General features: G+C 65.7%; 22 protein-coding genes and 3 pseudogenes. 10 read left to right on the top strand and 15 right to left on the bottom strand.

All coding sequences use genetic code 11. The annotated features are described in order from the left end of the window. Position 1: 1 nt before the first annotated feature. Together D3H54_RS27300 and D3H54_RS27295 are read right to left on the bottom strand one after the other, a co-directional pair. Entirely contained in the window at positions 2-1,285 is a 1,284-nt protein-coding gene (locus tag D3H54_RS27300) for a TetR/AcrR family transcriptional regulator (protein ID WP_286199020.1), read from the bottom strand. 38 nt (positions 1,286-1,323) lie between these two features. Continuing rightward, positions 1,324-1,617 (bottom strand): acyl-CoA synthetase, encoded by a 294-nt coding sequence (locus D3H54_RS27295; RefSeq protein WP_149382835.1) that lies wholly within the window; start codon positions 1,615-1,617, stop codon positions 1,324-1,326. A 121-nt stretch (positions 1,618-1,738) separates the two neighbouring features. Between D3H54_RS27295 and D3H54_RS27290 the strand changes: the two are divergent. From D3H54_RS27290 to D3H54_RS27275, 4 genes and pseudogenes are all read left to right on the top strand, one after another. Further along, positions 1,739-2,937, top strand: a pseudogene (locus D3H54_RS27290) (amidohydrolase family protein). 172 nt (positions 2,938-3,109) lie between these two features. Continuing rightward, a complete protein-coding gene (fdxE, locus tag D3H54_RS27285; protein WP_149382833.1) occupies positions 3,110-3,304 on the top strand; it encodes a ferredoxin FdxE in 195 nt (64 codons plus the stop codon). A gap of 74 nt (positions 3,305-3,378) precedes the next feature. Next, positions 3,379-5,714: pseudogene (locus tag D3H54_RS27280) on the top strand (acyl-CoA dehydrogenase family protein). A gap of 30 nt (positions 5,715-5,744) precedes the next feature. After that, positions 5,745-6,935, top strand: coding sequence for an acyl-CoA dehydrogenase family protein (locus tag D3H54_RS27275; protein ID WP_149382831.1), 1,191 nt, complete (start codon positions 5,745-5,747; stop codon positions 6,933-6,935). A gap of 32 nt (positions 6,936-6,967) precedes the next feature. On the opposite strand, the gene D3H54_RS27270 is transcribed toward D3H54_RS27275, so the two are convergent. After that, complete coding sequence (locus tag D3H54_RS27270) at positions 6,968-7,990, bottom strand: acyl-CoA dehydrogenase family protein (protein ID WP_149382829.1); 1,023 nt, start codon at positions 7,988-7,990, stop codon at positions 6,968-6,970. A gap of 93 nt (positions 7,991-8,083) precedes the next feature. Here D3H54_RS27270 and D3H54_RS27265 point away from each other — a divergent pair, with 93 nt between their 5' ends. The 6 genes from D3H54_RS27265 (at position 8,084) to D3H54_RS27240 (ending at position 15,369) form a co-directional block, all read left to right on the top strand. Next, the gene (locus tag D3H54_RS27265) at positions 8,084-9,661 is read left to right on the top strand and encodes a class I adenylate-forming enzyme family protein (protein WP_149382827.1); all 1,578 of its coding nucleotides are present in this window, start codon (positions 8,084-8,086) and stop codon (positions 9,659-9,661) included. A 2-nt stretch (positions 9,662-9,663) separates the two neighbouring features. Further along, a complete protein-coding gene (locus tag D3H54_RS27260; RefSeq protein ID WP_149382825.1) occupies positions 9,664-10,515 on the top strand; it encodes a mycofactocin-coupled SDR family oxidoreductase in 852 nt (283 codons plus the stop codon). Between the two features lie 8 nt (positions 10,516-10,523). Continuing rightward, positions 10,524-11,810 carry an FAS1-like dehydratase domain-containing protein gene (locus D3H54_RS27255; RefSeq protein ID WP_149382823.1) on the top strand — a complete coding sequence of 429 codons (1,287 nt, stop codon included), beginning with the start codon at positions 10,524-10,526 and terminating at the stop codon, positions 11,808-11,810. A 16-nt stretch (positions 11,811-11,826) separates the two neighbouring features. Beyond that, on the top strand, positions 11,827-12,969 hold the full coding sequence (locus D3H54_RS27250) for an acyl-CoA dehydrogenase family protein (protein WP_149382821.1): 1,143 nt from the start codon (positions 11,827-11,829) through the stop codon (positions 12,967-12,969). Between the two features lie 34 nt (positions 12,970-13,003). Continuing rightward, complete coding sequence (locus D3H54_RS27245; RefSeq protein ID WP_149383777.1) at positions 13,004-13,801, top strand: alpha/beta fold hydrolase; 798 nt, start codon at positions 13,004-13,006, stop codon at positions 13,799-13,801. Positions 13,802-14,139: 338 nt separating this feature from the next. Continuing rightward, a complete protein-coding gene (locus D3H54_RS27240; RefSeq protein WP_149382819.1) occupies positions 14,140-15,369 on the top strand; it encodes a CaiB/BaiF CoA transferase family protein in 1,230 nt (409 codons plus the stop codon). Between the two features lie 24 nt (positions 15,370-15,393). Here D3H54_RS27240 and D3H54_RS27235 read toward each other — a convergent pair whose 3' ends face one another. The 12 genes and pseudogenes from D3H54_RS27235 to D3H54_RS27180 form a co-directional block, all read right to left on the bottom strand. Further along, positions 15,394-16,212 carry a thioesterase family protein gene (locus D3H54_RS27235; RefSeq protein ID WP_149382817.1) on the bottom strand — a complete coding sequence of 273 codons (819 nt, stop codon included), beginning with the start codon at positions 16,210-16,212 and terminating at the stop codon, positions 15,394-15,396. Between the two features lie 7 nt (positions 16,213-16,219). Next, positions 16,220-16,957 (bottom strand): alpha/beta fold hydrolase, encoded by a 738-nt coding sequence (locus tag D3H54_RS27230; protein WP_149382815.1) that lies wholly within the window; start codon positions 16,955-16,957, stop codon positions 16,220-16,222. After that, complete coding sequence (locus D3H54_RS27225) at positions 16,954-17,865, bottom strand: LLM class F420-dependent oxidoreductase (RefSeq protein ID WP_210419774.1); 912 nt, start codon at positions 17,863-17,865, stop codon at positions 16,954-16,956. Before D3H54_RS27225 ends, D3H54_RS27230 begins: the two co-directional genes overlap by 4 nt. A gap of 53 nt (positions 17,866-17,918) precedes the next feature. Then, a complete protein-coding gene (locus D3H54_RS27220; RefSeq protein ID WP_149383776.1) occupies positions 17,919-19,034 on the bottom strand; it encodes an acyl-CoA dehydrogenase family protein in 1,116 nt (371 codons plus the stop codon). 47 nt (positions 19,035-19,081) lie between these two features. Then, positions 19,082-19,672: a flavin reductase family protein gene (locus D3H54_RS27215; protein ID WP_149382811.1), complete on the bottom strand. Its 591-nt coding sequence runs from the start codon at positions 19,670-19,672 to the stop codon at positions 19,082-19,084. A 22-nt stretch (positions 19,673-19,694) separates the two neighbouring features. After that, positions 19,695-21,185 (bottom strand): aldehyde dehydrogenase, encoded by a 1,491-nt coding sequence (locus D3H54_RS27210; protein ID WP_149382809.1) that lies wholly within the window; start codon positions 21,183-21,185, stop codon positions 19,695-19,697. 10 nt (positions 21,186-21,195) lie between these two features. After that, entirely contained in the window at positions 21,196-21,978 is a 783-nt protein-coding gene (locus tag D3H54_RS27205; protein WP_149382807.1) for an enoyl-CoA hydratase/isomerase family protein, read from the bottom strand. Further along, positions 21,975-23,549 (bottom strand): class I adenylate-forming enzyme family protein, encoded by a 1,575-nt coding sequence (locus D3H54_RS27200; protein ID WP_210419608.1) that lies wholly within the window; start codon positions 23,547-23,549, stop codon positions 21,975-21,977. Before D3H54_RS27200 ends, D3H54_RS27205 begins: the two co-directional genes overlap by 4 nt. 14 nt (positions 23,550-23,563) lie before the next feature. Then, positions 23,564-24,076: an aromatic-ring-hydroxylating dioxygenase subunit beta gene (locus D3H54_RS27195; protein ID WP_149382803.1), complete on the bottom strand. Its 513-nt coding sequence runs from the start codon at positions 24,074-24,076 to the stop codon at positions 23,564-23,566. Beyond that, the gene (locus D3H54_RS27190) at positions 24,073-25,368 is read right to left on the bottom strand and encodes an aromatic ring-hydroxylating oxygenase subunit alpha (protein WP_149382801.1); all 1,296 of its coding nucleotides are present in this window, start codon (positions 25,366-25,368) and stop codon (positions 24,073-24,075) included. The genes D3H54_RS27195 and D3H54_RS27190 overlap by 4 nt, the downstream gene beginning before the upstream one ends. Beyond that, on the bottom strand, positions 25,365-25,805 hold the full coding sequence (locus tag D3H54_RS27185; protein ID WP_149382799.1) for an OB-fold domain-containing protein: 441 nt from the start codon (positions 25,803-25,805) through the stop codon (positions 25,365-25,367). Before D3H54_RS27185 ends, D3H54_RS27190 begins: the two co-directional genes overlap by 4 nt. Beyond that, positions 25,802-26,919, bottom strand: a pseudogene (locus tag D3H54_RS27180) (thiolase family protein). Before D3H54_RS27180 ends, D3H54_RS27185 begins: the two are co-directional and overlap by 4 nt. Between the last annotated feature and the right edge of the window lie 12 nt (positions 26,920-26,931).

Here is a 26,931-nt window from a genome sequence, read left to right as displayed (position 1 = left end):
GCTAAAACTCTCGCAGGAGCGAATGTCGAAGCAGATTCACCATCAGTTCCGCGGCTCGCTCCTCGCTGGTCGGCCCGTCGACTCCGGTGGGCTCGGTCATCCGGCCCAACACCGCGTGGAATACGGCGGCGGCCACCTCGCGATCAATCCCGGCAGGTAAGGCGATGGAGTCGAGCAGCCCAGCGACCGCATGGTGGAGCGCCCCGATGCCGTGGTCGACCGACGCGTCCGAGAGCTGCTCGGCGACGGTGCCGTCGAACCACGCCCGAATGACGCCGCGGTATGCGCGATGAAATCGCACGTACTCCAATATCCATTGGCTCAGCGCCTCCGGTGGCATGCGCTCCAATTCGGCTGCCTGACGCTCGATTTCAGTCACGGCACCGCGGGTGAGCTCGGCGAGGATGTCGGCTTTGGTGCTGAAGTAGCGGTATAGCGTGGCACGGCTGAGCCCGGCGGACGCCGCGATATCCTCCATTCCGACGTCGTAGTAACCGCGTTCGGCGAACAGCGCCGAACTCGCCGCCAGTATGTCTGCGACGATCGGGGAGAGCGCCGCGGCTGCGGGCTCGACCTCCGGTCCGTCTGCCAACGCCACGACAGGCCGCCGCGTCGCCGGCTGCACGATCGTGCGCAGCACGTCGTCCGGGGTGTCCGGAAAGAGCATCAGCTGCAGTGCGACCGTAAGTGACCGGGCCACGACGGCACGATCGGGCAGCGGGAACATCGCGCGGTGCCGATAGAGGTTGACCATGTGAGGGATCCGCCCCAGGACCGCGGCCGCGTCGTCTAGTTCCAGTGCGCGGATGGGGAGGCGCTGAAGGCGGTCGGTCACCGTACGGCGGAATGTCTCGGCGACAGCGCCGGCGTCGATGACGCCCAGCCCCGTCGCGGTGCCGATGCCGGGGAACTCCGCGAACACCATTGCGTGGGTGTCGTAGATGTCGGCCCAGTCGACCAGCCACCGGTGCAGCGCGTCCACGCCTGCGGCCGTCGGGCCAAGTTCGCCGAGCCGCGCGCTGTGTTGCAGCATCGCCCGCTCGGCCGTCGCGCTCAGCTCGCCGAAAATGTCTTCCTTACCCGCGAAGTACTGATAGACGGTGGCGCGGGAGGCATTCGCCGCCTTCGCAATCGTGTCCAGCGAGGTGCCGTGAAAGCCATTGGCCAGGAACACCTCCGCGGCGCAGGCGAGTATCCGCTCACGCGTGTGCAGACCGCGCCGGCCGACCCCGGCGTTCGCGGCGGGCGCGTAACCGGGGCGCCGGGTCTTGTCGGGTGACACCATCACGACAGTATGGGGTTGCCTCCACGACGGCGCGCTGCTCACTGCGGCCCGGGCAGGTTGCGCTTGGCCTTGCCGGGGTAGCCGAAGAATTTCTCGAAATTGGCGTCGTTGATGGGCTGCGCGCTGTTGCGGACGGCCGCCGATCGCAGTGCCTCGAGGCGCGCGCTGGCCTTCTCGAGTTGGTCACTCGGGCCCGTTTGCTGAAGGCGGGTGACCTCCTGCGCCGCCGCGGCGACCTCGAGTCGTAGCCGTTCGCCCGCTTCACCGAAGGTCAGTAGGTCGTGATCGTCCTCGTCGGCCTTCTCGCGGCTGCTGCCGTCGGTGGTTTCCATGTCTACCTCTCAACTGCTGGACGAGTGTGGCGTGCGTCATATAGTCTGTGAGACGAAACGTCAGAAAACAAGACGACTCGTCAGAAAAATCGCCCAATCGCTGGAAGAATAGGAGCGCGTGATGCCGCTTCAGGATGACCACCAAATCGTCTCCGTCGACGACCACCTGGTCGAACACCCCCGGGTGTGGCAAGACCGGCTGCCCCAGAAGTATCTCGAGCAGGGTCCCCGGATCGTCGAAGAAAACGGTATGCACCTGTGGCACTACGACGGGCAGGTCTTCCCGACCATCGGCCTGAACGCGGTAGCCGGCAAGCCGCCGGAGGAATGGGGCATGGACCCCGTCCGCTACGAGGACATGATTCCCGGTTGCTACGACCCGGTCGCCCGGGTCGCCGACATGGACCTCGATGGTGTGCAGTCGGCGTTGTGCTTCCCCTCCTTCCCCGGGTTCGGTGGCGGCACGTTTCAGCGGGCCCAGGACAAGGACCTCGCGCTGCTGTGCACCAAGGCGTGGAACGACTTCTACATCGACGAGTGGTGTGCGGTCGCGCCTGAGCGTTACATTCCGCTCGCGATCCTGCCGACCTGGGATATCGACGCATGTGTGGCCGAGGCAGAGCGCGTCGCCGCAAAGGGTGCACGCACGATCTCCTTCCCGGACAGTCCGGTGCCGCTGGGCCTGCCGTCGTTTCACTCCGATCACTGGGACCGCCTCTGGCAGGTCTGTTCGGACGCCAAAATGCCGGTGTCCCTACACTTCGGGTCCGGATCGTTCGTGCCGGGCTTCTCGTTCTCCACGATCAAGCCGGTCCCCGGTCAGATGGCCGTGATGGACGCACCGTTCGCGGTCGCGACCGCGCTGTTCTCCACGAACCTGATGTGGTCCACGGTTGACCTGCTGTTCTCCGGCAAGTTGCAGCAGTTCCCGGATCTCCAGATCTCACTTGCCGAGGGCGGCATCGGCTGGGTGCCGTACATCCTGGAACGCACCGACTACGTGTGGGAGCGGCATCGCTACTACCAGAAGATCGACTTCGACACCCGGCCGTCGGACTTGTTCAAGAAGCATTTCTGGGGTGCTTCATCGACGACGAGCACGGTCTGACGAATCGCCACGCGATCGGGATCGACCGGATCATGCTCGAGATCGACTTCCCGCACAGCGATTCGAATTGGCCCAACTCGCGCAAGCGGGCCGCCGAGGTACTCGCCGACATACCCGACGAAGAGTGCAAGCTGATCGTCGAGGAGAACGCCCGCCGGATGCTCAACTTCCCGCGGGTGTCCGCCGACAATCCGGTGCTGGCGTCGGTCTAGCGAAAGCGCGGCGGCTTTCGAGGCAATGGCAAGAAGGGCACCCCTCGGGGTGTCCTTCTTGCTTGCTCGGGGCTTTCCCGGCGCGGCCCGATCCTTGGAAACAGTTAATCATTTAGCCCTATACTGCTCGGTGAATCCCGCCGCGCCCCCGCGGCCACGCAGAGGAGGTCCAGTGAAGATTCGTCTCGAACAGTCGAAATGCGTTGGCCATGCGCAGTGCTACGCCGTTGATCCGGAGCTGTTTCCCATCGATGACTCGGGCTACTCGATCCTCGAGGCGCACGACGTGCGCCCCGAGGATGAACAGGCCACCCGTGACGGAGTTGCCGCGTGTCCCGAGCTTGCCCTGATCCTCGAGGACGGTTGACCGCCCTTGCCAATCGGCCGTCGCAACCGGCACACTCTGAACATAGTTAACCAAGTTCACTGTGTGAGGGCGTGATGGAGACCCAGGACTGGCGTTCACGGCTTGAGTCGCTGCTCGGCGATTTCCGCCGGCGTGAGGGCGAAGCCGCCGCATCCGGCGCCAAACCCGACCGCATCGAGGCCGCGCGGGCATGGCATGCCGAACTCGTCGACCACCAGCTGGCGGCTCCCGGCTGGCCCCGCGTCGTCGGCGGCCTCGACCTGTCGCTCGAGGATCAACTGGACTACTACCGGATGACCACCGAGGCCGGCGCGCCTCCGCACCCCTGCCCGCTGTCGTTCATCCTGGCTCCCACCCTGATCGCGCACGGGACTCAAGAGCAGAAGGACCGCTTTCTCACGCCGCTGTTGCGCGCCGACGAGTTCTGGTGCCAAGGATTCTCCGAGCCGGGCGCGGGCAGTGATCTGTCATCGTTGTCCACCCGAGCGGTTCGCCACGGTGACGTGTATCGGGTTACGGGTCAAAAGGTCTGGACCACGATGGCCGATCGGGCGGACTGGATGTTCGCCCTGGTGCGCACCGGCTCTGGCGGAAAGCCAAGCGACGGCATCACGTATCTGCTGATTCCGATGAACAGCCCAGGCATCACGGTGCGGCCGCTACGCGACATCAGCGGCGCGGCGCACTTCGCGGAGGTCTTTCTCGACGACGTCGAGGTTCCGGTCGAGAACGTGGTCGGCGACGAAGGCGCGGGCTGGTCGATCATGCGGACCTCATTAGGTCACGAACGGGCGACCGCCTTTCTGGCGGACGAATTCAAGTACCGGAAGACGGCCGACCGGGTGGTCGAGTTGGTGCTGTCGCAGGGGTTGGCGGGTGATCCCCACGTGCGCCAGGACGTGGCCCGCCTCGAGTCCGGTGTGCAGACCATCGCGGCGAACAGCGCGCGGGCGTTGGCCGCTGTGCTGCGGGGGGAGGATCCCGGTGGAGTGGCGTCGGTCAACCGGCTGGTGAAATCCGAGTTCGAGCAACACCTGCACGCGTTGGCGCTACGAGCGGTCGGACCGTCTGCCGCGCTGGGCAGCCGGGCGCCCGGTGCGGTCGACGGCGGGCGGTGGACGTTCGGTTACCTGATGAGCCGCGCGACCACGATCGGCGCGGGCACGGCCGAGATTCAGCGCAACACCATCGCCGAGAGCGTGCTGGGACTGCCGTCGCACCGCGGTGAAGGCACCAGGGTCGCGGCCGCCAGCCCAGGAGCGCCACTGGCAGTGCCAGACGAAGACGAACGCATGCTGCGCCAGGGACTTTCGAAGACGCTCGAGGCCACCGTGGACGTCGCGACGCTGCTCGACCGGACGCGGCCGATCGACGCTGCCGAACCCGCCGCGTGGTCGGCGCTCGTGGAGTTCGGCCTACCAGGCTTGGCCGTCGCCGAGTCGCTCGGCGGCGGTGACGCGCGGCCGAGGCTGCTCTATGCCGCCATCGAAGAGGTCGCCAAGGCGCTGACTCCGGCGCCTCTCGTTCCGACTGTCACCGCACTCGACATCGCAGTGCAGTGCCGTGCCGGGGATTTGGTCGCGCGCATCACATCGGGTGCCATGGCGGCGTTCGTCGTGCCGCTGCACGACACCGGCTGGGTCGCCGGCGGCGCCGAGCTACCAGAGTGGAATGGTGCCACGGTGAACGGCGCAGTACCACTGGTCGCGGGTGCCCCAGTCGCAGAGGTGCTGATCGTATTGGCGCGCAACGACAATGGTGAAGTGCTGTTAGCGCTCGATGCCCATGCCGACGGCGTGACGGTGGTAGCTCAGCAGGCGCTCGACCTGACCGCCACCGTCGGCGCAGTGATGTTTTCGGGAGTTGAAGCGGACGTACTCGCCGAGGGGCCCGAGGTGGCTTCGGTGCTCCGCGCCGCACGCCGCCAGGCCTTGCTTGCCGTGGCGGCGGACTCTGTGGGAGTGGCATCGAGGGCTCTCGCGATGGCCGTCGGCTGGGCAGGTGAACGGCATCAATTCGGCAGGGCCATCGGGAGCTTCCAGGCCATCTCGCATCGGTGTGCGGACATGTTGGTCGCGGTGGAGGGTGCCCGCAGTCAGGTTTTGGCCGCGGCCGAGATCGAACCCGAGGGATCCGACGTCCTCGTCGAACTCGCTGCCGCGGCCGCGCTCGATGCGGCCGTCGGTGCCGCCGAGGGTGCCCTGCAGATTCACGGCGGCATCGGCTTCACCTGGGAGCATCCGGTTCACCTGTTGTTGCGCCGCGCCCGGCCAACGCCGGCGGCATCGGCTTCACCTGGGAGCATCCGGTTCACCTGTTGTTGCGCCGCGCCCGGGCCAACGCCGTGTTGGTGGGCCGCGCCGATGCGCTGCGCGAGCGCGCCGCAGGCGAACTGTTGCGCGACCGCTGACGTTTCGGACATCGAAGAGAGGGACGACACGTGGAATACGGCATGGGGCCCGAACTGGAGGCCTTCCGCGCCGAGGTGCGGGAGTTCATCGCGGCGCATGCGCCGAAGATCCCTCCGCGGGCGGGCGTGCGCAGCGCGGAGGACGAAGAAGAGCTCACCGCACTTCAGGACTGGCGGGCCAAGCTCTACGCCGCCGGCTACCTCGGTGCGGACTGGCCCGCCGAATTCGGGGGCCGCGACGATCTGTCCGCCGAGCACGCCATCGTGGTGAGCGAGGAGCTTGCCCGCGCCTCAGCGCCGGGAGCGCAGAGCGGCAACGTGCTCGCCTCGCACGCGCTGATCCAATACGGCACCGACGAACAGCGCCGCAGGCACCTACCACAGATCCGGGCAGGCCGGCAATTGTGGTGCCAGCTGTTCAGCGAGCCGAACGCGGGTAGTGATCTGGCGTCGCTGCGCACCCGTGCGGTGCGTACTGGCGACAGCTACATCATCGACGGGCAGAAAGTCTGGACCACGGACGGACATTGGGCCGACTACGGATACCTGTTGGCCCGCACTGACGCCGACGCACCCAAGCACAAGGGCATCAGTACGTTCATCGTCGACATGTCCAGTCCGGGCATCACGGTGCGACCGCTGCGTGAACTGACGGGTACCTCGGACTTCAACGAGGTGTTCCTCGACTCCGTCGAGGTCCCCGCCGACGCGATGATCGGTGCTCCCGGACAGGGCTGGGCCATCGCCAACGTCACGCTCGCGCAGGAGCGAAGTGGTGTCGGCGCAGCGGTGGTCAAGCTGAAGATGGGAATCGAGGGGCTCACCGAACTGGCCCGTCAACTTGTCATCGACGGCCGGCCCGCAATCGAGAGCACGCTGGTGCGTGACCGTATCGGCAAATTCACCGCAGAGGTGGAGGCGCTCTCCGCGTTGACCTACGCCAACGTCACGCGTTGGCTGCGCGGTGGCGAACGCATGCATGACGGCGCGATAGCCAAGCTGATGTTCAGCGAACTGAACCTCGAAATGGCAAGTTATGCTGTCGAACTCGGGGGTGAGGCAGGCATTCTGGTCGAAGATGACCCCGACGCGCTCGCCGGCGGCAGTTGGCAGGACGAGTTCCTCTACGCCCGCGCCTACACGATCGCCGGCGGCAGTTCGGAGATCATGCGCAATCTGATCGCCGAACGTGGATTGGCTCTGCCTCGTGAGCGGCGATGAACGCTTGCGCGAAGAGCAGACGATGTGGAGGCTCAAGCGATGACGAGCGCCGCGCGGTGTTCGGCGACGCTGCCGTCGAAGGCCTCGTCGACCTTGATGCGGCGCAGGAAAAGGTGAAGGTCGTGCTCCCATGTGAACCCGATACCCCCGTGGACCTGCAGCGCCGTGCCCGCCACCTTGGCGGCGGCCGACTTCGCGTACGCGGCTGCGGCGGACGCCGCGCGGGACCGTGCGGCGCCGGAGGCCGTGTCCAGTGCCAGGGCTGCGGCCCACAGCGTGGCTCGGCTGGCTTCGACCGCGACGGCCATATCGGCACAGTGATGTTTGACCGCCTGGAACGAACCGATGGTCGTGCCGAATTGCTCACGCTGGCCCGCATACGACACGGTCATGTCGAGCAGGCGCGCCGCGGCACCCAGCGCGTCGAACGCGCGATGCACGGCGAGCGCGTCTCGCACGAAGGCCAGCGTGCCCGGCGGCAATTCGGTCCATCCGTCGACAGACGCGTCGAATACCACGCGACCCCAGGACCGAGTCAAATCCAGTGTGGTCATGGGGGATTGGCTCGCCGCGGTCAGGAGGGCCAGGTATTCCCGTTCGCCGAATCGGCCGGCCACCGCGACCGCGTCCATATCCCGCGCCATCGGAACCGGCTTGCTGGTGCCCGTCAACCGAAGCTCGTTGCCATCGGCCGTCAGGGTGGGACCGGGCGTGACACCGACGAGGATCTCGCCCGCCGCGGCGGCCTCCGCCCGGAGCATCCCGTTACTCATCAGCAGCCACACGGCAACTGCGAGGTCGGCTATGGGCAGCGAGCTCGCGGCGTATCCGTGTTCTTCGGCGACGACGGCGAGATCGACGTGGGTTCCCCCTATTTCGGGCGTCAGCAGCGCCAACAGCCCAGATGCCGCCGCATGGTCCACCGCAGCGGGATCGATCGTCACTGCGGCCGAATCCAGGGCCGCCCGCACGCGCACAAGGGGATCGTGCCGGGTCAGCCACGCGCGCTCGGCCGAGGCGAGTTGGTCCTGTTCGTCGGTCAAACCGAAGTCCATACGAAGCCCCTTCACAAAGTTGACCTAGTAAACCATGTGGGCTACGTTCTTGGGAACGGTGGTATGCCGGGCGAATCCGAGTCGGAAGTGACGATGACGAGCATCCAAGAGGCGCTGGGCCGACTGTGGAATGCCGACGACGACGACCGGATGCTGCAGTGCGACGGGTACTGGACGTCATGGGGAGCCGTCCGGGCACTCACCGAGCAGATCGACCGGGAACTCACTGCCGCAGGTTGCGGGGCCGGCGGTCGCGTTGCGGTCGTGTTGTCCAACCGAATGCCCTGCGTCGCGGCGTTGATCGCGATCCTGCGCGGCCGCCGCACGTTGGTGACCGTCAGCCCGCTTCAGCCGCCCGGCAGGCTGAGCGCAGATCTCGCCGCGTCCGGTGTCTCCTACGTCCTCGCGCCCTCCGCGCTGTGGTCCGAAGCGCCCTTCACGGCTGCCGTCGCCGAACTCGGGGCCACCGGCTGGAGCCTCGACGACGATCTCGCTCTGCGGGCCTCAGGCGCCAATCATGTTGTAGCGAAAGGCGATCCCATCGTCGCCATCGAGATGCTGACCTCAGGTACCACCGGAGCGCCCAAGCGCATCCCCTTGACCACTGCGCAGTTGGAGGCCTCCCTGGCGTCGGCACTCCAACACAACGATCGGTCGCAGCACGCAACCAAACCACCGCTCACCGGTACCGTCGGATTGGTCACGCTGCCCATCGTGCACATCGGCGGCCTGTGGTCGTTGCTGCAGTCGCTGGTCGCCGCTCGCCCGATTGCGATGCTCGATCGATTCACGGTGGCCGGCTGGCATGCCGTGGTCAAGGAACATCGGCCCGCGGTCGCGGGCCTGCCGCCCGCGGCGATGCGTTCGGTGCTCGACTCCGACATCCCGCGGGAGGATCTGGCGAGCATTCGCGCCATCAACGCCGGCACCAGCGCGGTAGACCCCGACCTTGTGGATGAGTTCTACGAGCGTTACGGAATCCCGATACTGGTCGTCTACGGTGCGACCGAGTTTTCCGGTGCGGTGGCGGGATGGACAGTCAAAGACTTCCACAAGCAGTGGCCGGACAAGCGGGGCAGTGTCGGACGCCCGTTCCCCGGGGTCCGGCTCCAGATCGTCGACGACGACGGGGAAGTGCTCGGCGTGAATGCACCGGGCCGCCTGCAAGTCGCCGCCCCGCAGGCGCGCGCCGGTGGAGGGTGGATCACCACCAGCGATCTCGGGCATCTGGACGCCGACGGCTTCCTCTACATCGACGGCCGCGCCGACGATGTGATCGTGCGTGGTGGGTTCAAGGTAGCGCCGGAGACCGTCGTTCGCGCACTACGGTCGCATTCCTCGGTAGCCGATGCCGCCGTGGCGCCGGTACCTGATCGGCGGCTGGGCCAGATCCCGGTTGCAGCAGTCGAATTGCGGCCCGGAGCCACGGCCGATGGTGAGCAGCTACGTGATCACTGCCGAGCCACCCTCACCCCGTACGAGGTGCCGGCCCGGGTTTTCGTCGTCGACGAACTACCACGAGGTGCGGCGCTCAAAGTTGACCGTCGTCGGCTGCTCGCGATGCTGGTCGAACTCGGGGTCTCCACTGATGACGACGCTGATGTCGTCGTTACCGGCGAGGCTCCCATGGCCTTGGGCGAGAAGCGTCCACCGATTCGGAAGGCACGTTGAAAATGGGACGAGTACAGGACAAAGTGGTTCTGGTCACCGGTGGCGCTCGCGGCCAAGGCCGCAGCCACGCGGTCAAATTGGCCGAGGAGGGTGCCGACGTCATCCTGTTCGACATCTGCCACGACATAGAGACCAACGAGTACCCGCTTGCCACGTCGCGCGATCTCGAGGAGGCCGGGCTCGAGGTGGAGAAGACCGGGCGGAAGGCCTACACCGCCGAGGTCGACGTTCGAGACCGGGCCGCGATTGCGCGCGAACTCGCCAACGCGGTGGCTGAATTCGGCAGGCTCGACGTGGTCGTCGCCAACGCGGGCATCTGCCCGCTCGGCGCGGACCTCCCGGTCCAGGCATTCGCCGATGCCTTCGACGTCGACTTCATCGGAGTCGTCAACACCGTGCACGCCGCCTTGCCCTACCTGAAGGCGGGGGCTTCGATCATCACCACCGGATCAATCGCAGGCCTCATCGCGTCGAAGATGCCACCCGGTGCGGCCGGACCGCAGGGCCCCGGCGGGGCCGGCTACAGCTACGCAAAGCAGCTAGTCGATTCCTACACCCTTCAGCTCGCGGGCCAACTGGCGCCACAGTCCATCCGCGCCAATGTCGTTCACCCCACCAATGTCAATACCGACATGCTCAACAGCGCGCCGATGTACCGGCAGTTCCGGCCGGACCTGGAGTCCCCGACTCGAGATGACGCGGTACTGGCCTTCCCGGCGATGCAGGCAATGCCCACGCCGTATGTCGAAACCTCCGACATCTCGAATGCCGTCTGCTTCCTGGCTTCCGATGAATCCCGTTACGTGACCGGCCTTCAGTTCAAGGTCGACGCCGGCGCCATGCTGAAGTTCTAGGAGGGACAGTGACCACCACGGAGAAATCCAGTGCCGACGTCGCGGCCGAAGAAGGCCGGATCACCGACGAGGACATCGAACGCGCCAAGGCGCAGATCGGCATTCCTGTTTTCCAGCGGGACGAAGCGTGGAACAAATCGCCCTCGGCTGATGCCATCACCCACTTCGCATTCGGATGCGGTGACGACAACCCCCTGTTCTACGATCCGGAGTATGGGCCGGGGACCCGGTGGCACGGACAGATCGCCCCGCCCACCTTCCCGATCACCACCGGCTTGGATCAAACTCCGAAGTTCACCGACCCGGAGCGAAAGAAGCTGTTTCGTGGCCTCTTTCGGGGCACCGGCAAGTACTACTCGGGCGTGAAGTGGACGTGGTACCGCCCAATTTATGCGGGACGGCCGGTACTCGCCGAGAACTACACCCTGGACGTGGTGGTCAAGGAGAGCGAGTTCTCCGGCGGCCGTTCCGTCAAGGAGACCTTCCGCTATCTCTATGTCGATCTCGATGGCAACCCGATTGCCACCCGGGACGAGTCCTACATCAACGCCGAGCGACAGGGGTCCAAGCAATCGGGCAAGCTCAAGGACATCGAGCGCAAACACTGGACGCCCGAGGAGTTCGAACAGGTCGAGGCGGAATACGAGGCCGAGCAGCGGCGCGGAGCCGAACCACAGTGGTGGGAGGACGTGGCCGTCGGTGATCAGATCCCGGGAATCATCAAGGGCCCGTTGACAGTTGTCGACATCATCTCGATGCACATGGGCTGGGGTTGGGGTGGTTACGGGGTCGGGCCGTTGAAGTTCGCCCACCAGTTGCGCAAGCGCATGCCCGCCTTCTACCAGCCCGACGAGTACGGGGTGCCCGACGTCGTTCAGCGGTTGCACTGGGATGCCGCCCGCGCACAGTCCCTCGGCATTCCCGCCCCATACGACTACGGCCAGATGCGCGCGGCGTGGGTGAGTCACCTGCTCACCGATTGGATCGGCGACGACGGCTGGTTGGCCGAGCTTGATCTGCAGATGCGCGGATTCAATTACCACGGGGACGTGCACCGGTGCACCGGAACGGTCACCGCCAAGGGCGACACCGCCGACGACGTGGTATCGCTGGACGTGTCGGCCACCAGTCAGCGCGACGAGACCACGACGCGCGGCACCGCCAAGGTGTTGCTACCGTCCAAGTCTTCGGGTGCGGTGATTCTGCCGATCCCGGATCTCGACCTCAGAAGGCGTGGGGCACAGGTAGCTTCGAGGTCATCAAGCAGAGTCGGCGCGGAGTCGCGCCCCGGGTGAGAGGGTGAGCAACACGATGAAACGATTGGTCATGGAGGCCGAACACGGGGCGTTCCGGGAGACGGTTCGCCAGTTCATCGCCCAAGAACTCGAGCCGAATGCCGAGCAGTGGGAGGCCAATCGGCTGGTGGACCGCTCGGCGTGGATCGCGGCGGGCAAGCACGGCCTGATCGGGTTCAACATGCCCGAGGAGTATGGCGGCGGGGGAGTCGACGACTTCCGGTTCAATGCGGTGATCGACGAGGAGATCGCCCGCTATGGCGGACCAGCGCCGGCCTTGAGCTTGCAGAACGACGTGGTCGGTCCCTACTTCTCGGGACTGGCCAACGACGAACAGAAGAAGCGCTGGCTGCCTGGTATCACCAGCGGTGAACTGATCGTGGCCGTCGCGATGACGGAACCCGGTGCGGGCAGCGATCTGGCGGGCATTCGCACTTCCGCCGTGCGCGACGGCGACGACTGGATCGTCAACGGCGCCAAGACATTCATCTCCTCGGGCATCAATTGCGACCTCGTGGTCGTCGTGTGCCGGACCGACCCCGACGCCGGGCACAAGGGATTTACCCTCCTCGTCGTCGAGGATGGCATGACGGGTTTCACCCGTGGCCGCAAGCTCGACAAGATGGGGCTGCACTACCAGGACACCGCCGAACTTCACTTCGACAACGTGCGGGTGCCGTCAGCCAACCTGCTGGGCAAGGAAGGACGCGGATTCTACCATCTGATGCACAACCTGCCGTCCGAGCGGTTGTCCATCGCGATCTCAGCTATCGCCGGGGCGCGCGAAACCTGGCGGCAGACATTGCAGTACGCCAAGGACCGCAAGGCCTTTGGCCAGCCGATCGGCAGCTTCCAGCACAACCGGTTCCTGCTCGCGGAGATGGACACCGAGCTCGAGATCGGCGAACAGTACATCGATCGGTGTCTGCAGGCGGTCGTGGATGGCGAACTCACGGCGGTCGAGGCGTCCAAGGCCAAGTGGTGGTGCACCGAGACAGCCAAGAAGGTCATCGACGGCTGCGTCCAGTTGCATGGCGGCTACGGCTATATGACCGAATATCGGGTTGCCCGTGACTACATGGACAACCGCATCATGACCATCTTCGGCGGCACCACCGAAATCATGAAAGACATCATCGGCAGGGACCTGGGCCTCTGATCACATGACGACCACCACTGTCCGCGTCGATGGGCTGGACATCGCATACACAGACACCGGTGCCGGACCGACGATCCTTTTCGTGCACGGTGTCTATGTCGCCGGTGCCATCTGGAACGACGTCGTCGCCGAGCTCGGCGACGGCTTTCGTTCCATCGCCCCGACATGGCCGCTGGGTGCGCACAGCACCTCGACGGACGGTGCTGACATCGGCGCCGGGGCCGCCGCCAAGCGCATTGTGCACTTCATCGAAGCTCTCGATCTGACCGACGTCACCGTCGTCGCGAATGACACAGGCGGTGGACTTCTACTGGCGGCCCTGGGCGACGCGACACTCGACAAGTCTCGTATCGGGCGGCTCGTGCTCACCAATTGCGATAGCTACGAACATTTTCCGCCCGGTTCGTTCGCGCAGATCGTGAAGCTGTGCCGATTCAATTCGACCCTGGGCGGCGCTGTCATCCGGCTGCTGGCCACCGGGCCGGGGCGGGCGTTCTTCTTGAAAGCGGTCTGCCGCACGCCGCCGCCGCAGCGCCGCGCGCGCGAGGTCTTCGGGGCCTTCGCCACCAGTTCGGCATCCCGTCGCGATGCGGTCACGGTGACGGCGTCTCTGGACCCCGCGCTGACCTTGCGCGCCGCACCGGCGATCGAAGCATTCGACAAGCCCGTCACCCTGGCGTGGGGCACTGCCGACACGTTGTTTCCACTCGCGCACGCCGAACGCCTGCGTGACGCGTTTCCAATCGCCACGCTGATCGAAATCCCGGACTGCTCAGCCTTCGTCATGCTGGATGCACCCGCGCAGCTTGTCGCCGCAATTCGCAACGCTTGATGTCCGGGCGCCTGCCGGAGCAGCACTTCTGGCATCAGTGTCATATCGATGCGCATGGCGTTCGGCTCTCTGCTCAGGCATTTGTCGAAGAATTGGCACGAGGGCGTTCCCACGCCGGTCCAGCTGCGCTATTCTTCTGACATAAGTGTTCATCTTTGTGACAGTGGGGAGCGTCGACGCCGGCGCCTGTGTGCGGCAGGCGGCGGACTCGCCGAGACCTTAGGCATGAGGACTTGTATCACAACGCTTACCTAGTAAGCTATGTAGCGGGTACCGGGCATGATGAGTGCTTCTGTGTGACGGCAGGAGCCCGGGAGCCGGGACGGATGTGGGTTTAGATGCAGAAGCCGATGACCGGTGTTCGCGTCCTCGAGGTCGCGCATTTCACCTTCGTGCCGTCTGCGGGCGCGGTGCTGGCCGACTGGGGCGCCGACGTCATCAAGATCGAGAATCCGGTGACAGGCGACGCGCAGCGAGGCCTCGTCACCGTGTCCGGGCGCACCACGACGGCGCCGGGAAGTTCGTTCTCGCCCATGGTCGAAGCGCCCAATCGGGGCAAGCGCAGCGTGGGTCTGTCGTTGGCGCTGGACCAGTCCCGGCCGGCGTTCGAGGAACTCGTCAAGCGCAGCGACGTCTTCCTGACGAACCTGTTGCCGCAGGCCCGGGCCAAACTGCGCATCGACCTGGACACGATACGGCGCATCAACCCGTCGATCGTCTACGTTGCGGGCAGCGGATTCGGTAGCGAGGGGCCCGACCGGGAGTCGGGTGCGCACGATGCCACGGCGTTCTGGGCTCGTGCGGGAAGCGCTGACGGTGTCACCCCGACGTGCTCTGACGTGCCGACGGGGATGCCCGCGGGAGCTTTCGGCGACAACATTGGTGGCATCACGATTGCAGGCGCGGTAGCCGCGGCCCTGTATGGCAGATCGGCGACCGGACAAACGTCGGTCATCGACGTCTCCTTGCTGGCAGTTGGGGCTTGGGCCAATCAGTCCAGCATCAACCTGGCCATGCTGTACGGCTGCCCGCTTCCCAAGATCGATCACCGCACGAATGCGCCGGGCAACCCGCTCACGGGTGCCTACCGATGTTCCGATGGCCGCTTCATCCAGTTGTCGATGTTGCAACCCACCCGCTACTGGGGCCCGTTGTGCCGGCTCCTCGGACTTGTCGAGTCTGCTGACGACGAGCGGTTCGCCACCCTGGAGTCGCTGGCTGCCCACGCCGACGAAGCCACCGCTCTGCTCGCCGAAGCGATCGGATCGCGGACGTACGACCAGTGCACGACCCTGCTGAACGTGCTTCGTGGACAATGGGCTCCGGTGCAGGATGCCTGGGAGGCCGCCAACGACGAGGCGTTGATCGCCAACGGGCGGATCGCTGACGTCCGTGATGCGCAGGGCAACCAACAACGACTGGTGGCCAACCCGGTGAAATTCGATGAGGCGCCCGCCCATCTGACGCGAGCGCCGATGTTCGCCGAACATACCGACGAGGTGTTGCGGGAGCTGGGCATGGAGGATCACCAGCTGATCGAGCTGAAGCTCGACGGCGCCATCACCTAGGTGGTGTCGGGCCGCGGACCTGCCTCAGGTCGACACCATCGAGGGTGGCGGGGTGAAGCCGGGATTCGCCAACGCCACTGCCATCCCGCTGCCGATGGGTCCTCGTTCGTCGAACAGCGTCGCCACGCCAGTTGCGATCCCGCCGTGGCCGTAGTGCGTCATCGCCGCCAACCCGATGTATTCGCCCTCGGGTAAGCGGCTCAACGTCACTGTGTAGTCGACGTTGATGAAATGCAATCCATCTGTGCCCCAATGAGTTAATGAACTGGTAACGTCGGCGGCCATCACCACACGGGTGAACGGCGAGAGCGGTTCGTCGTCGACGAGCAGCTTGGTCTCCCGCAACCACGCGAACTTCTGCCCGTCGTGGCGCCATTCGGTGACGCCGACGCCGGGACTACCGGCGACCGGATCCCGACCGTAGGAATGGAGCAGCATCGGCACGCCGTCGTCGAGCACAGCGGGCTCCGCCGGTATCGCGGGCATGGCGATGGGAGTCGACCACACTTCGTGAACGGCGTATTCGCTGGGCCGCAGGAACAATGCGCTGGCTCGTGCCACCACGACCTCATTCTGGGTCATGACCGCGTCGACGACCCGAAGTCGGCGGCCTTCCCGGATGACTGAGGATCGAACCTCGAGGGGTTGCAGAGCCACTGGCCGCAACAGGTCGACGGTCAGCCGGGCAGGGCGTAGGTCGCCGTCGGCGGCTTGGCGCTCGACCGCTCGTGCCAGCAGCCCACCGACGTAGTTGCCACTCAGTGACGGACCCCACGGGCCTCTGGCCAAAGATGTTGGTAGATAACGGCTGCCGTCGGTGACGAAAAAGCTGGTCTTGGTCACTGGCTCTTCACGCCCGCCGGCGGCATCGCTCGAGGAGCACCTGTGCCAGGCGTTCCGGGTGGCTGAACATCACCTCGTGGCACGCGTCGATTGCGATGACTTCCTGCACGCCACCCAGGGCCGCGATGCTGGCATGCTGCGACTTGACCGACAGGGCCCGGTCGCGGGTGGTCAGGATCCAGGTGCGCGGCACGTCGGCGGGCAGGCCACTACGGTCGACGGGTTCTGCCGGAATGCGCGCCGACTCGGCTTGCAACTTCGACATGGCCAACCGGGTTTGCGAACGGGTCATGCCGTTGCAGAACGCCCATCGCGCGGCCGGTCCCGGAATTTTCATCGGCCGGCCGATTCGGGCGGCTCGTCGAGCGAACACCGCCAACGGGCCGCCGAGGGTGTCAGCGATGGCCATGCCCTGGGGAGGGACGAACGCCGAGACGAGGATCATTTCCCTGACCCGCGCCGATCCCAGTTTCGCGACAACACCGGGCACCGTCACTCCGGCCATGGAGTGCCCGACGATCACGACATCGCCGAGTCCTGCCGCGTCGATGTCGGCGATCACCGAATCCACCCATTCGCCGATCGTTGCAGTCGCCAGGTCTCCGGGTTTGCTGCCGCGTCCCGGAAGATCTACCGCCATGATGCGCAAATGGGGTTCCTGGCAACGCAATTCGGCGACCACGAGGTCCCAGCAGTCGCCCGCATGCTCGCCCCCGTGGACCAGCACCAGGTCGGGTAGCGTCACGTCGCGCTCTCCCGAGGTGCGATCAACTGGGATGCGAGCACGCCGATGTCGGTGTGGAAGTCGGTGAAACTCCTGCTGGCCGGCTCGATTGTGATCCACGTGACGCCGGCGGCCGCGTAGGCATCCCTGCGAGACGCCACAGCGGCGCAGAATGCTGAGCAATCACCGCTGGCCAGCAGGTCGGCCTCGAACGGCACGAAGGACACATCAGCGGGGTCACGGCCCAGGTCTGCACGACGCTTGTTCACCGTCGTGACCCAGTCGGCCAGGGTTTCGACGTCCTCGAGTGCACGGGCGCGGGTAATCGCGGCCATCTCACCCGACGCAGCCATGGGCATCCAACCGTCGGCAACCTCGACGACGCGGCGCTGCGCGGCCGCACCGTTGCCGCCGATCCAGATCGGCGGACCGCCATTGCTCAGTGGCGGGGGCAATGCGAGGTGGCCGCGCACTCCGAACGCGGGACCGTCGTGATCGACGCCGTTCCAGGTTGCCTTCCACGCGGCGATGGCTTCGTCGAGCAACTCGCCCCGGCGATTGAAATCGGCTCCCAGTGCTTCGAATTCGGACTTCAGATAGCCGGCACCGGTGCCCAACGTGAAACGGCCGCCGGACAACAGGTCCAGGCTTGCGGCTCCTTTTGCGGTCAGATACGGGCTGCGATAACCCGAGACCAGGATGTAGGTCATCAACCGGATGCGAGTGGTGGCCGCGGCCGCGAAGCTCAGCGACACGAAAGGGTCAAACGCATGGTGACCGCCGTTGGCCAGCCAGTTTCTATCGGGGTACGGATGCTCGGACATCGCGAAGGCGTCGAACCCGGCGTCCTCCACGAGGCGGGCGACGTCGCCGATGGAGGCGCCCTCACACCAACGGTTCCAGTGTTTGACGGCCCGCATCGGGAACATCAGGTTGTAACGCACGTGACTCCCATACCACCGATAATGAGCTAACTGTATAACTATCTCAAGAGCGACCGTGCGACAACTTCCCGCTGCACCTCGGTCGCCCCTTCGCCGAGACGCTTGACCCGCAGGTCGCGGAACCAGCGCTCCAACGGCAACTCGGTCGAGATTCCGAGCGCCCCGTGAATCTGGATGCATCTGTCGAGCACCCGGCACGCGGCCTCGGTGCCGTACATCTTGGCCACCGACGCATCGACGCGAACATCGCGGCCGAGGTCGGCGTTCCAGGCCGCCTGATACATCAACAGCCGCGCGGCGCGCAGTTCGACCTCGCAGTCGACGAGCATCCACTGGATGCCCTGCTTCGCGGCGAGCTTGCCACCGAAGACATCGCGGTCCCTGGACCACTGGCACGTCATCTCGAGCGCATGCTGCGCGATCCCGATGGGCCCAGCGGCGTAGACAATGCGGCCGTGCACCAGGAAGTCACTGGCGAGCGCAAAGCCCTGTCCTTCAGCGCCGATCAACTGGGCAGCGGGAACGCGCACGTCGTCGAAATGCAGCTCATAGGGGGCGAACGATGCCATCACGGGGATGCGGCTGAAGGTGACACCGGGCGTGTCCTTCTCCAGGATGAAGGCCGAAATACCCTGTCGACCTTCGCCAGTGCGGGCGTAGACCACCCCCCAATCAGCATTCGGGGCGTGCGAAATCCACATCTTCGAACCGTTGAGCAGGTAGCCGTCACCGTCACGCACTGCCTTCAGCTTGATCGCCCGTGCGGGATCCGACCCGCCCGAGGCCTCGGTGATCGCGGTGTACGCCTTGGACATGGTGCCATCGATGATCGGCCTGGCGTACTTGTCGAACTGCTCCTGCGACGCCTTGAACATGATGTTCGGCGGATTGCCGCCGAACGCACCGAGTGCCGGAAAGAAGGCTCCCATCCGGCATTTCGCGGCTTCCTCAGCCACCACCAGCTGGCCGAGCACGCTGAGCCCGGCGCCGCCGTACTGCGCCGGGGTCTGCAGCGCCCATAATCCGAGCGCCCGGGCCTTGGCCTGCAACTCGAGGAGCTCTTCGCGGGGCAGTCCGACGGTGTCGTGCTCGAGCTTCTCTTCGGCCGGATGGACATGCACAGTCATGAATTGCCGCACGGTGTTGCGCAGCATCACCAGTTCTTCCGGCAACTCCCAAGCGCCAGAGGTCGTCTCGCTCACTAGGCGCGCGCAGCTGCGGCCGCCCGCAGGTCGCGTGCGCTCTGCAGCTGCGGCTCGTGATTTGCCTCGTACTGTTCGATCCAGCCGTGCGGCAGCTTGCCCCAGGCCTCGCCGATGCGTAGCCGTTGCGCGGAGCTGAACACCTCGGCCGCCACGACGTCGCCGACGAAGATGGTGTTCTCGTCGTTGTCCAGTGAACCGGTGACCCGACATTCCACGTAGCTGTGGGCGTCAAGCAGAATCGGCGCGCCGGTGACGCCCGGCTTGGTGCGCAGTCGGGAGATCTTGTCGCCGTCGCGGCCCGAGCTGCCGCCCAGGGTCATCAAGATGTCCATCGAGGCGTCGATCTCGTCAGGGCCGGCGGAGAGCATGTGCATGACGAAGATCCCAGAGTTGACCAGCATGTCGTGGGTCTTGTTGTACTTGGTCAGGCTGACGGTCGCACGGGGTAGCTCGGGCACGATGCTGGCCGAGCCGGCCGACAGCGACATCAGGCCGTTGGAGAAGCCGCCGTCGATGGTGGTGACCGCCACCGGGAACGGCCGCAGTCCGGCCAGTACTTTGTCGGCAGCCTCGAGGTCGATCGTCATATTCTCTCCTTGGGTGTGCGAATCAGCCGAGGGTGAAGGGGTCGCGGGTGGCTCCGGTGAGTTCCACCCACACCGCCTTGGTCTCGGTGAAGTCCTTGATGGCGTCGATGCCGTTCTCCCGGCCGATGCCGCTGTAGCCGACCCCGCCGAACGGAACATGAGGCGCGACAACGCGATAGGCGTTCACCCACACCGTGCCGGCCCGCAGCCTGGCCGCCACCCGGTGCGCACGGTGGACGTCCTTGGTCCAGACGCCTGCGGCCAGCCCGAATTCGGTGTCATTGGCGGTGCTGACGGCCTCGTCCTCGTCGGTGAAGGTCATCACCGCAAGCACCGGCCCGAAGACCTCCTCGGCGACGGCCCGCATGGCGCGGTTGACCCCGGTGAGCACCGTCGGTTTGACGAAGAATCCGCCGAGCTCATCGACCGGCTCACCGCCGAAGGCCACGGTCGCGCCCTCCTCGCGGGCAGAGGCGAAATGCGACAACACTTTATCGTACTGCGGCTGATTGGACACCGGGCCCATCTCGGTGGTCGGATCCTTCGGGTCGCCGAGTTTGATGGTGGCCGCCCGCGCGACGATCTTTTCGACCAGCGCGTCGGCGACGCTTTCGTGGACCAGGAGCCGCGAGCCTGCGAGGCAGGTCTGTCCGGTGGCGGCGAATACACCGGCGATCACGCCGTTGGCCGCCGCATCGAGGTCGGCGTCGGAGAACACGACCTGTGCTGACTTACCTCCGAGTTCGAGCGAGAACCGGGTCATGTGCTCGATCGCGGCCTTGCCGACGTGGATCCCGGTGGCCGTCGATCCGGTGAACGCGATCTTGTCGACGCCGGGGTGTGCGGCCAGTGCCGCACCGGTTGCCGGGCCCCATCCGGTGACGACATTGACGACACCCGGGGGAAATCCCGCTTCGGCGAACAACTTCGCGAACGCCAGTGTCGAGGTCGGGGTGTGATCGCTGGGCTTGATGACGAACGTGCACCCGGCGGCCAGTCCGGCAGCGAGCTTCCAGGTGAGCAACAGGAGCGGCGAGTTCCACGGCGTGATCGCACCGACGACGCCGACCGGCTCGTGTCGGGTGTAGACGAAGAAATTGGGTTTGTCGACCGGGACGACTTCGCCTTGGAGCTTGTCCGCCAGTCCGGCGTAGTAGAAGTAGTAGTCCGGTAGTGCCTTCATCTGGCCGACCATTTCGCGGACCAGCTTGCCGCCGTCGCGGACTTCGAGTTCGGCCAGTTGCTCCGCGTCCCGGGCGATGAGCTCGCCCAGGCGCCACAGCAGCTTTCCGCGGGCGGTGGCGGTGAGTTCACCCCACGGGCCGTTCAGTGCGCTGCGCGCGGCGGCCACTGCGCGGTCCACATCGGTGGCGTCTCCGTCAGGAACCCGAGCCCATGGTCGGCCAGTGAACGGATCGACGCTGTCGTAGGTCGAACCTGAGGCCGCGCAACACGTCTGACCGGCGATCAGCAGCTCGAACTCGACCAGCCGTTCGGTGGTTGTGTCGGTCATGGCGCGCACCTCATCGAGTTCGCGGTTTCTTGTTGTTGTTGAGCGAGTCTGGAGTGGCGCCGGCATTGCCCAGGTCCGTGTAGAACTTGCCGTGCCGGGCGGCCACGGTGGGAGGCAAATCGCGCGCCTCCCACATGGCGCGCACCGTGCCCTGAATGCCGTTGGGCCGACGAGCGGCGATCTCGCCGGCCAATTCGAGTGCACGCGTGCGCAGTTGGTCGTCGGGCACGATCTCGGTGACGAGACCGACCCGCAGTGCGGTCTGCGCCGTCATTCGCTCTTCACTGCCGAGCAGCGCCCAGCGCATGACTTCTCCGTACGGGAGGCCGAGCGCCAGCATCCCCATGGGTTCCAGTGCCGAGACGATCCCCGCGTTGGGATGTGGGTCGAAGAACGTGGCGTTTGCACTGCAGATCGAGAAGTCACATTCGTTGACGAAGTACATCGCGCCGCCGGCCACGATGCCGTGTAGCGCGGCGATCACCGGCTTCCACACCTTGTGGGCCTTCGGTCCAAGGAGTACGCCGGGATCTTCTTGATTGAAGATGGGCTTGTGCTTCCACCACGTGCCCTCGGTAACGTCGATGCCGGTGCAGAACGCCCGCTCGCCGTTGGCGCACAGCACCGCCGCGCGGATGTCATCATCTTCGCGGATGCGAGCCCACACGGTGGCGAGCTCGTCGGCCATCTGCTCGGTGAAGCTGTTCAGCCGCTCAGGCCGATTCAGCGCGACCGTCGCGACATGATCGGTGACGAGGAACTCGATGGTGGCCAGGTCCAGCTGTTCGGTCATGGGTGCTCCTCATTCGATGCGGTCGATACCGGCATCTTTGCACTCGCGCCCACTACCTGGTTCACCTGGTTAGCTATCTCGCGCTTGAGGATCTTGCCCGCGGGACCCAGCGGGAACTCGCTTTGGTAGACGAAGCTTCTGGGTTGTTTGTAGCCGGCCAACTCCGTGCGGCACAGAGTCACCAGCTCAGCGGTCAGGGCGTCCCGGTCGCTGACGTGGGACTTCGGGATCACGACGGCGACCGGTGTCTCACCCCATTCGGGGTCCGGCACGCCAACAACCGCCACCATGTCCACGCCTGTGTGGCCCGCGATGACCCGTTCGATCTCGGCGGGATAGATGTTGAACCCACCGGAAATGATGAGATCGGTTCGGCGGCCGGTGATGTGTAGGTAGCCGTCTTCGTCCAGGAAGCCAAGGTCACCGCTGCGCAAGCCGTCGGGGCGGAAGGTCTCGGCGGTCTGCTCCGGCAGATTCCAGTATCCGATCGAGTTGGCCGGGCTCACAATGGTAATTTCGCCGACCTCTCCAACAGCAGTGTCGTTGCCGTCCACGTCGACGATGCGGATGGCGCACATCGGTGTCTCCCGCCCGCACGACGTCCCGATCGACGTTCGGCCCGCGACGATGTCGCGATGGTCCTGCGGCGTGAGAATGGTTGCCTGTCCTCCGCATTCGGTAAGACCGTAACGCTGCTGCAGGTCGCAGCCGAGCAGGTCCATCGCCTTGCGGGCCAGACCCGGCGGGACCGGCGCTGAGCCGTAGGAGATTCGCCGCAGGCTCGACATGTCCCGTGGCGGACCCTCTTCCAGGATGGCGAGGGTCCGGTGCAACATCGTCGGGATGAACGTCGTGAAGGTGATCGCGCTGCGTTCGATTTCGTCGATCACCGCTTGCGGGTCGAACCGCTGGTGGATCACCATGGTCTGACCGAGGTACAGCCACGACACCGTGCGCACCATGCCGCCCGCCGTGAAGAACGGCGTGGTGGCCAGCATGACGTCGGAGCGGTTGGCCTCGGTGACCAGGTTGGTGTCCGCAGCCTGGTACAGCAGGGCACGGTGGGTGTGCATGACGCCCTTGGCGCGACCTGTGGTCCCGCTGGTGTAGAGGATCACCGCGACATCGTCGGGGGAGACGTCGGCCTGTGCTGCCTCGACATCCGATGCGGTCAACGCCAATTCGTACTCGGGACCGATCGTCAGTACCAACTCCAGATCGCACAGTTCGCCGGAGAACTTCTCGCGATGATCGGCGTGGACGATTACCGCGCGTGCTCCGCAGTCGTCGCGGACGTGGGCCACTTCGTCGGGGGCCAATCGGATGTTCACCGGTACGGCGATCAGCCCGGCCTTGGCCAGACCGAACGAGATCTCGGGCCATTCGATGCAGTTGCGGGCGATCACCATGACCCGGTCGCCGGGCTTCAGTCCATGTCCGGACAGGAAACCGGCCAACCGCCGCGCTCGCTGGTCGACCTGGGACCAGGTGAGCTCGCGGTCTCCGTCGACCAGGGCGCGCTTGTTGGGGTAGCGGCGCGCGTTGTTGGAGGCGATGTCGCCGATGAGCATCAGTCAGGCCGCTTTCATATCAGGAATGCGAGGGTGTCGACGGGCCCGCTGGAGTCGATCAGGTTCACGATTTTGCGGACCAGCCGGGGTCCGTCCGGCGTACGGCGAACTGTGTGAGACACCCGGCCCGCCCATGTGCGTTGTCGCAGACGGTATTCGAAGAGCGCGAAGTTGGACTCGACAGTGACGGTGTCGGTGTCTTGCGCCACCACCTCGCTGTTGGACAGTATGCGGCGCATCACCGACGGCGGGGTTTGAGAGTGCCGGTTACCGGTGTTGAGCTGAGCCACCCTGCTGGTGATCCGTCGCCGGTTGTCGTTGATGTAGGCCAAGGTGGTCCGCGGGTCGTCGTCGGGATGCATGGGAACGCGATAGACCACCGAATCGCCGTTGTCCCATAGTGACTCCCACTCCGAGTAACGACCTTCGTCCGCCAGACGGGCTTCCAGGTAGAGGAACGAGAGGACCTCAGCGTCCGGCAGAGGTCGCAAGGTAGGCCGTGCCTGGAGTTCAGAGTTGACGGTCATGCCCGCGCCCCTCCGCCGACCACTGCCGCCCACTGCGCGTAGAACCCCCGCTGTGGTGTCTCGGCGCTCTTGTCCCGGTTGATGATTCCTGTTGTGTCGTCGATATCGCTGTCCACGCCGCGGGCCAACACCAACCATTCCGGCAGCTCGGCAGCCAGCCCCGCCTGGTTGCGCATGCCGATCTCGCCATCATCGGCGATGAGGAATCCCGCGGGTCCCATCGCTCCCTCGGAACGCCGCAGCGTGCGCTCGTTCAGTGCATCCTGGCCCGGTATCAGGACAGCGGTGGTGTAGGCGATGGTGCGGTCCGGGGCCTGCGGCTCGACGAACATGACATTCATCTCGGCCAGGAACAGGTTGGGCCAGATCAGTGTGTGCGGCGGACCGACGACCAAAGCGTCATGTGTCTGCTCCGCTCCGTATGCCTCTTCCAGTGCGTCTGCGTAGCCGTCGAGCTTCGCCCGCGGGATCCGGCCGTACCACACGAATTCCTCGTCCAGCTTGCGGTATTCGTCGGTGTAGTCGATCTCCGAATGGCCGTTGCCCAGGTCACGGACAAGCACGTCGACCTTGGTCGGGACATGCGACACCTTCGCGGGCTTGATCGCGTCGTAGACCGATGCGTGCGTGAACAACGCGTGGTAACCGTCGACGTTGTTCTCCACCACCATCTTCCAGTTCGCATGGTGCAGGTGTTTCATCCAGTTGGCCCGGAGATCGATCCTGCGGGTGGGCGACAGGTTGAGCAGCCGGTCGATGGCCCGCGTCGCATTGCCGAGGTGTTCGAGCAGTGAGATGCCATCTGGCGCCAGCGAAGCGAAGACGAAGCCGCCGTAGCTGTCAACCCGGGGGGCCTCGGCAAGCCCGAGCTCGGCGCGCACCGCGTTGAACGACTCCCCGTACCCTTCGCGCATCGGAATGCCCTGCAGCGCACCGGTATTGCTGAACGTCCAACCGTGGTAGGGGCACCGAAACGAGTTGGCATTGCCCTTCTCGGCGTTGCACAGCTTGTTGGCGCGATGTGTGCAGCGGTTCAACACCACGCGCAGCACACCATCCTTGCCGCGGACCACCACGACTGGGTCGTGGCCGATCATCCGGGTGAGATAGTCGCCCGGCTCGGTGACTTCACTCTCGTGCGCCACGTAGACCCAGCCGGTCTTGAAGATGGTGTCCATCTCACGGCGGAAGATATCTGCCGAGGTGTACACCGACCCGTGTACGCGGTCGCTACGGACGATGCTTGTGACGTCGAATTCGTCGATGGCAGAAGCAGATTCCACAGTCGTCACGGGTCCTCCATGGTGTCGATGGCTGGTATCGCGACGTCGCCGAGGCGACGGAAGCCGGTGTGCACGCGCCAGCCGATTGTCGGCGCGCTGTCCGCGGGCTGCGTGGTCGTCATCAGCAGGCGGTGCCCGCTGTCCATCTCGACGTCGACGATCGGGTAGGGCGCCGTGGCGTGCACCAGGCCCGGTTCGCGCCGGTACATCAGCGTCGCAGCATGGACGACGCCGCGGGGTTCGACTGTGCGCCAGACCCTCTCCGTGCTTGCGCAGTGGTCGCAGACGTCCTGATCGAGCTCGAGTGGCCGCGCGCAACCCGAACAGAACGGCAGCGCGAGGTCGTTGCGCACCGCCGCTAGGTACAGCGGTGCCAACGGGTCACCCTCGACCGATGGGGCCAGCATCGCGTCCAGCAACCAGTCCTGTACTGCGGTGGCGTTCATGCGGTCCGCTCCAGCACCAGCGCGGCATGGTGATCCAGGCGGCCGCCGATGCCGCCAACGAGCGCCACTGAGGCACCAGCAACCTGACGTTGTCCGCCGGTTCCACGTAGCTGAATTACGGCTTCGGCGAGCGGAGTCATGCCCTGGAGGTAGAACCCTGAAAGCTGGCCGCCCCGGTGTTGGTCGGCAGCGTGCCGCCGGGCCCGGTCTGCCCCTCGCGGACGAAATCGCCCACCGGCTGCTGACCTGTCAGTCCGTATTCGTCGAGTAGCACCAGAGTCACGATGGAAAACGGGTCGTAGAGTTCGGCGACGTCGATGTCGGATCGTGTCATACCGGCCTGCGAAAGCGCGTCGTCGACAGCTCGGCGACCGCCGCCAAACCACGACTCGGTACCGGCGCGGCGTCGCCGTACAGGATGGTCCCGGCCCGTTCCGCGCACGCTGAGCCGTTGGCTGCCAACGGACTGCAGTCCCGTGAGTACCACAGCCACCGCCCCGTTTACGGGGCGGGCGCAATCCAGCAGGCGCAGCGGCTCGGCGATCATCGGGCTGGCGTCGTAACCGTCCTCATCGAGCGGTTCGCGGTTCACCGCAACGGGATTGCCGCGCGCCCAGCCCCGTGCCGTGGTGGCCACCGAACGTAACGCGTCGGCGCTCGTACCGGTGACGTGTAACCACCGTTGAGCCAAAAGAGCGTAGGTCGGAACGGAACCGAGCAGGCCCGAGGACCGCTCCAGTCCACGCACACCGGCGTTGCCGCCGCTCTGTGCGTAGGTCGAGCCGGCGCCGCGGCCGGCAACCAATGGGGCGTCGGCGAACACGCACAGTACGGTCGTCGCTTCGCCGGCCGCGATCGCATGGCGTGCTCGCTGGATCATGGCGATGGTCGTGGCGCCCTTGATCTCGACGTGTTCCAGTAGGCGCAGATCCGCAAAGCCGCCCGATGCGGCGAACCCGACTCCGAGGCGATCGGGGCGCACGCCCTGCGACGAACCGACCAGCAGCCCGTCGACATCAGCCCGGTCGATGCCGGCGTCGGCCAGTGCCGCGGTCGTGGCTTCAGTGGCCAGTTGTAGCGGCGTCGCGCCAGGCTGGAGCGACATCGCGGTCATGCCGAGCCCGAC

This window comes from Mycobacterium sp. ELW1 (genome assembly GCF_008329905.1).
Classification (GTDB): domain Bacteria; phylum Actinomycetota; class Actinomycetes; order Mycobacteriales; family Mycobacteriaceae; genus Mycobacterium.
This window is presented reverse-complemented; position numbering and strand designations above follow the sequence as displayed.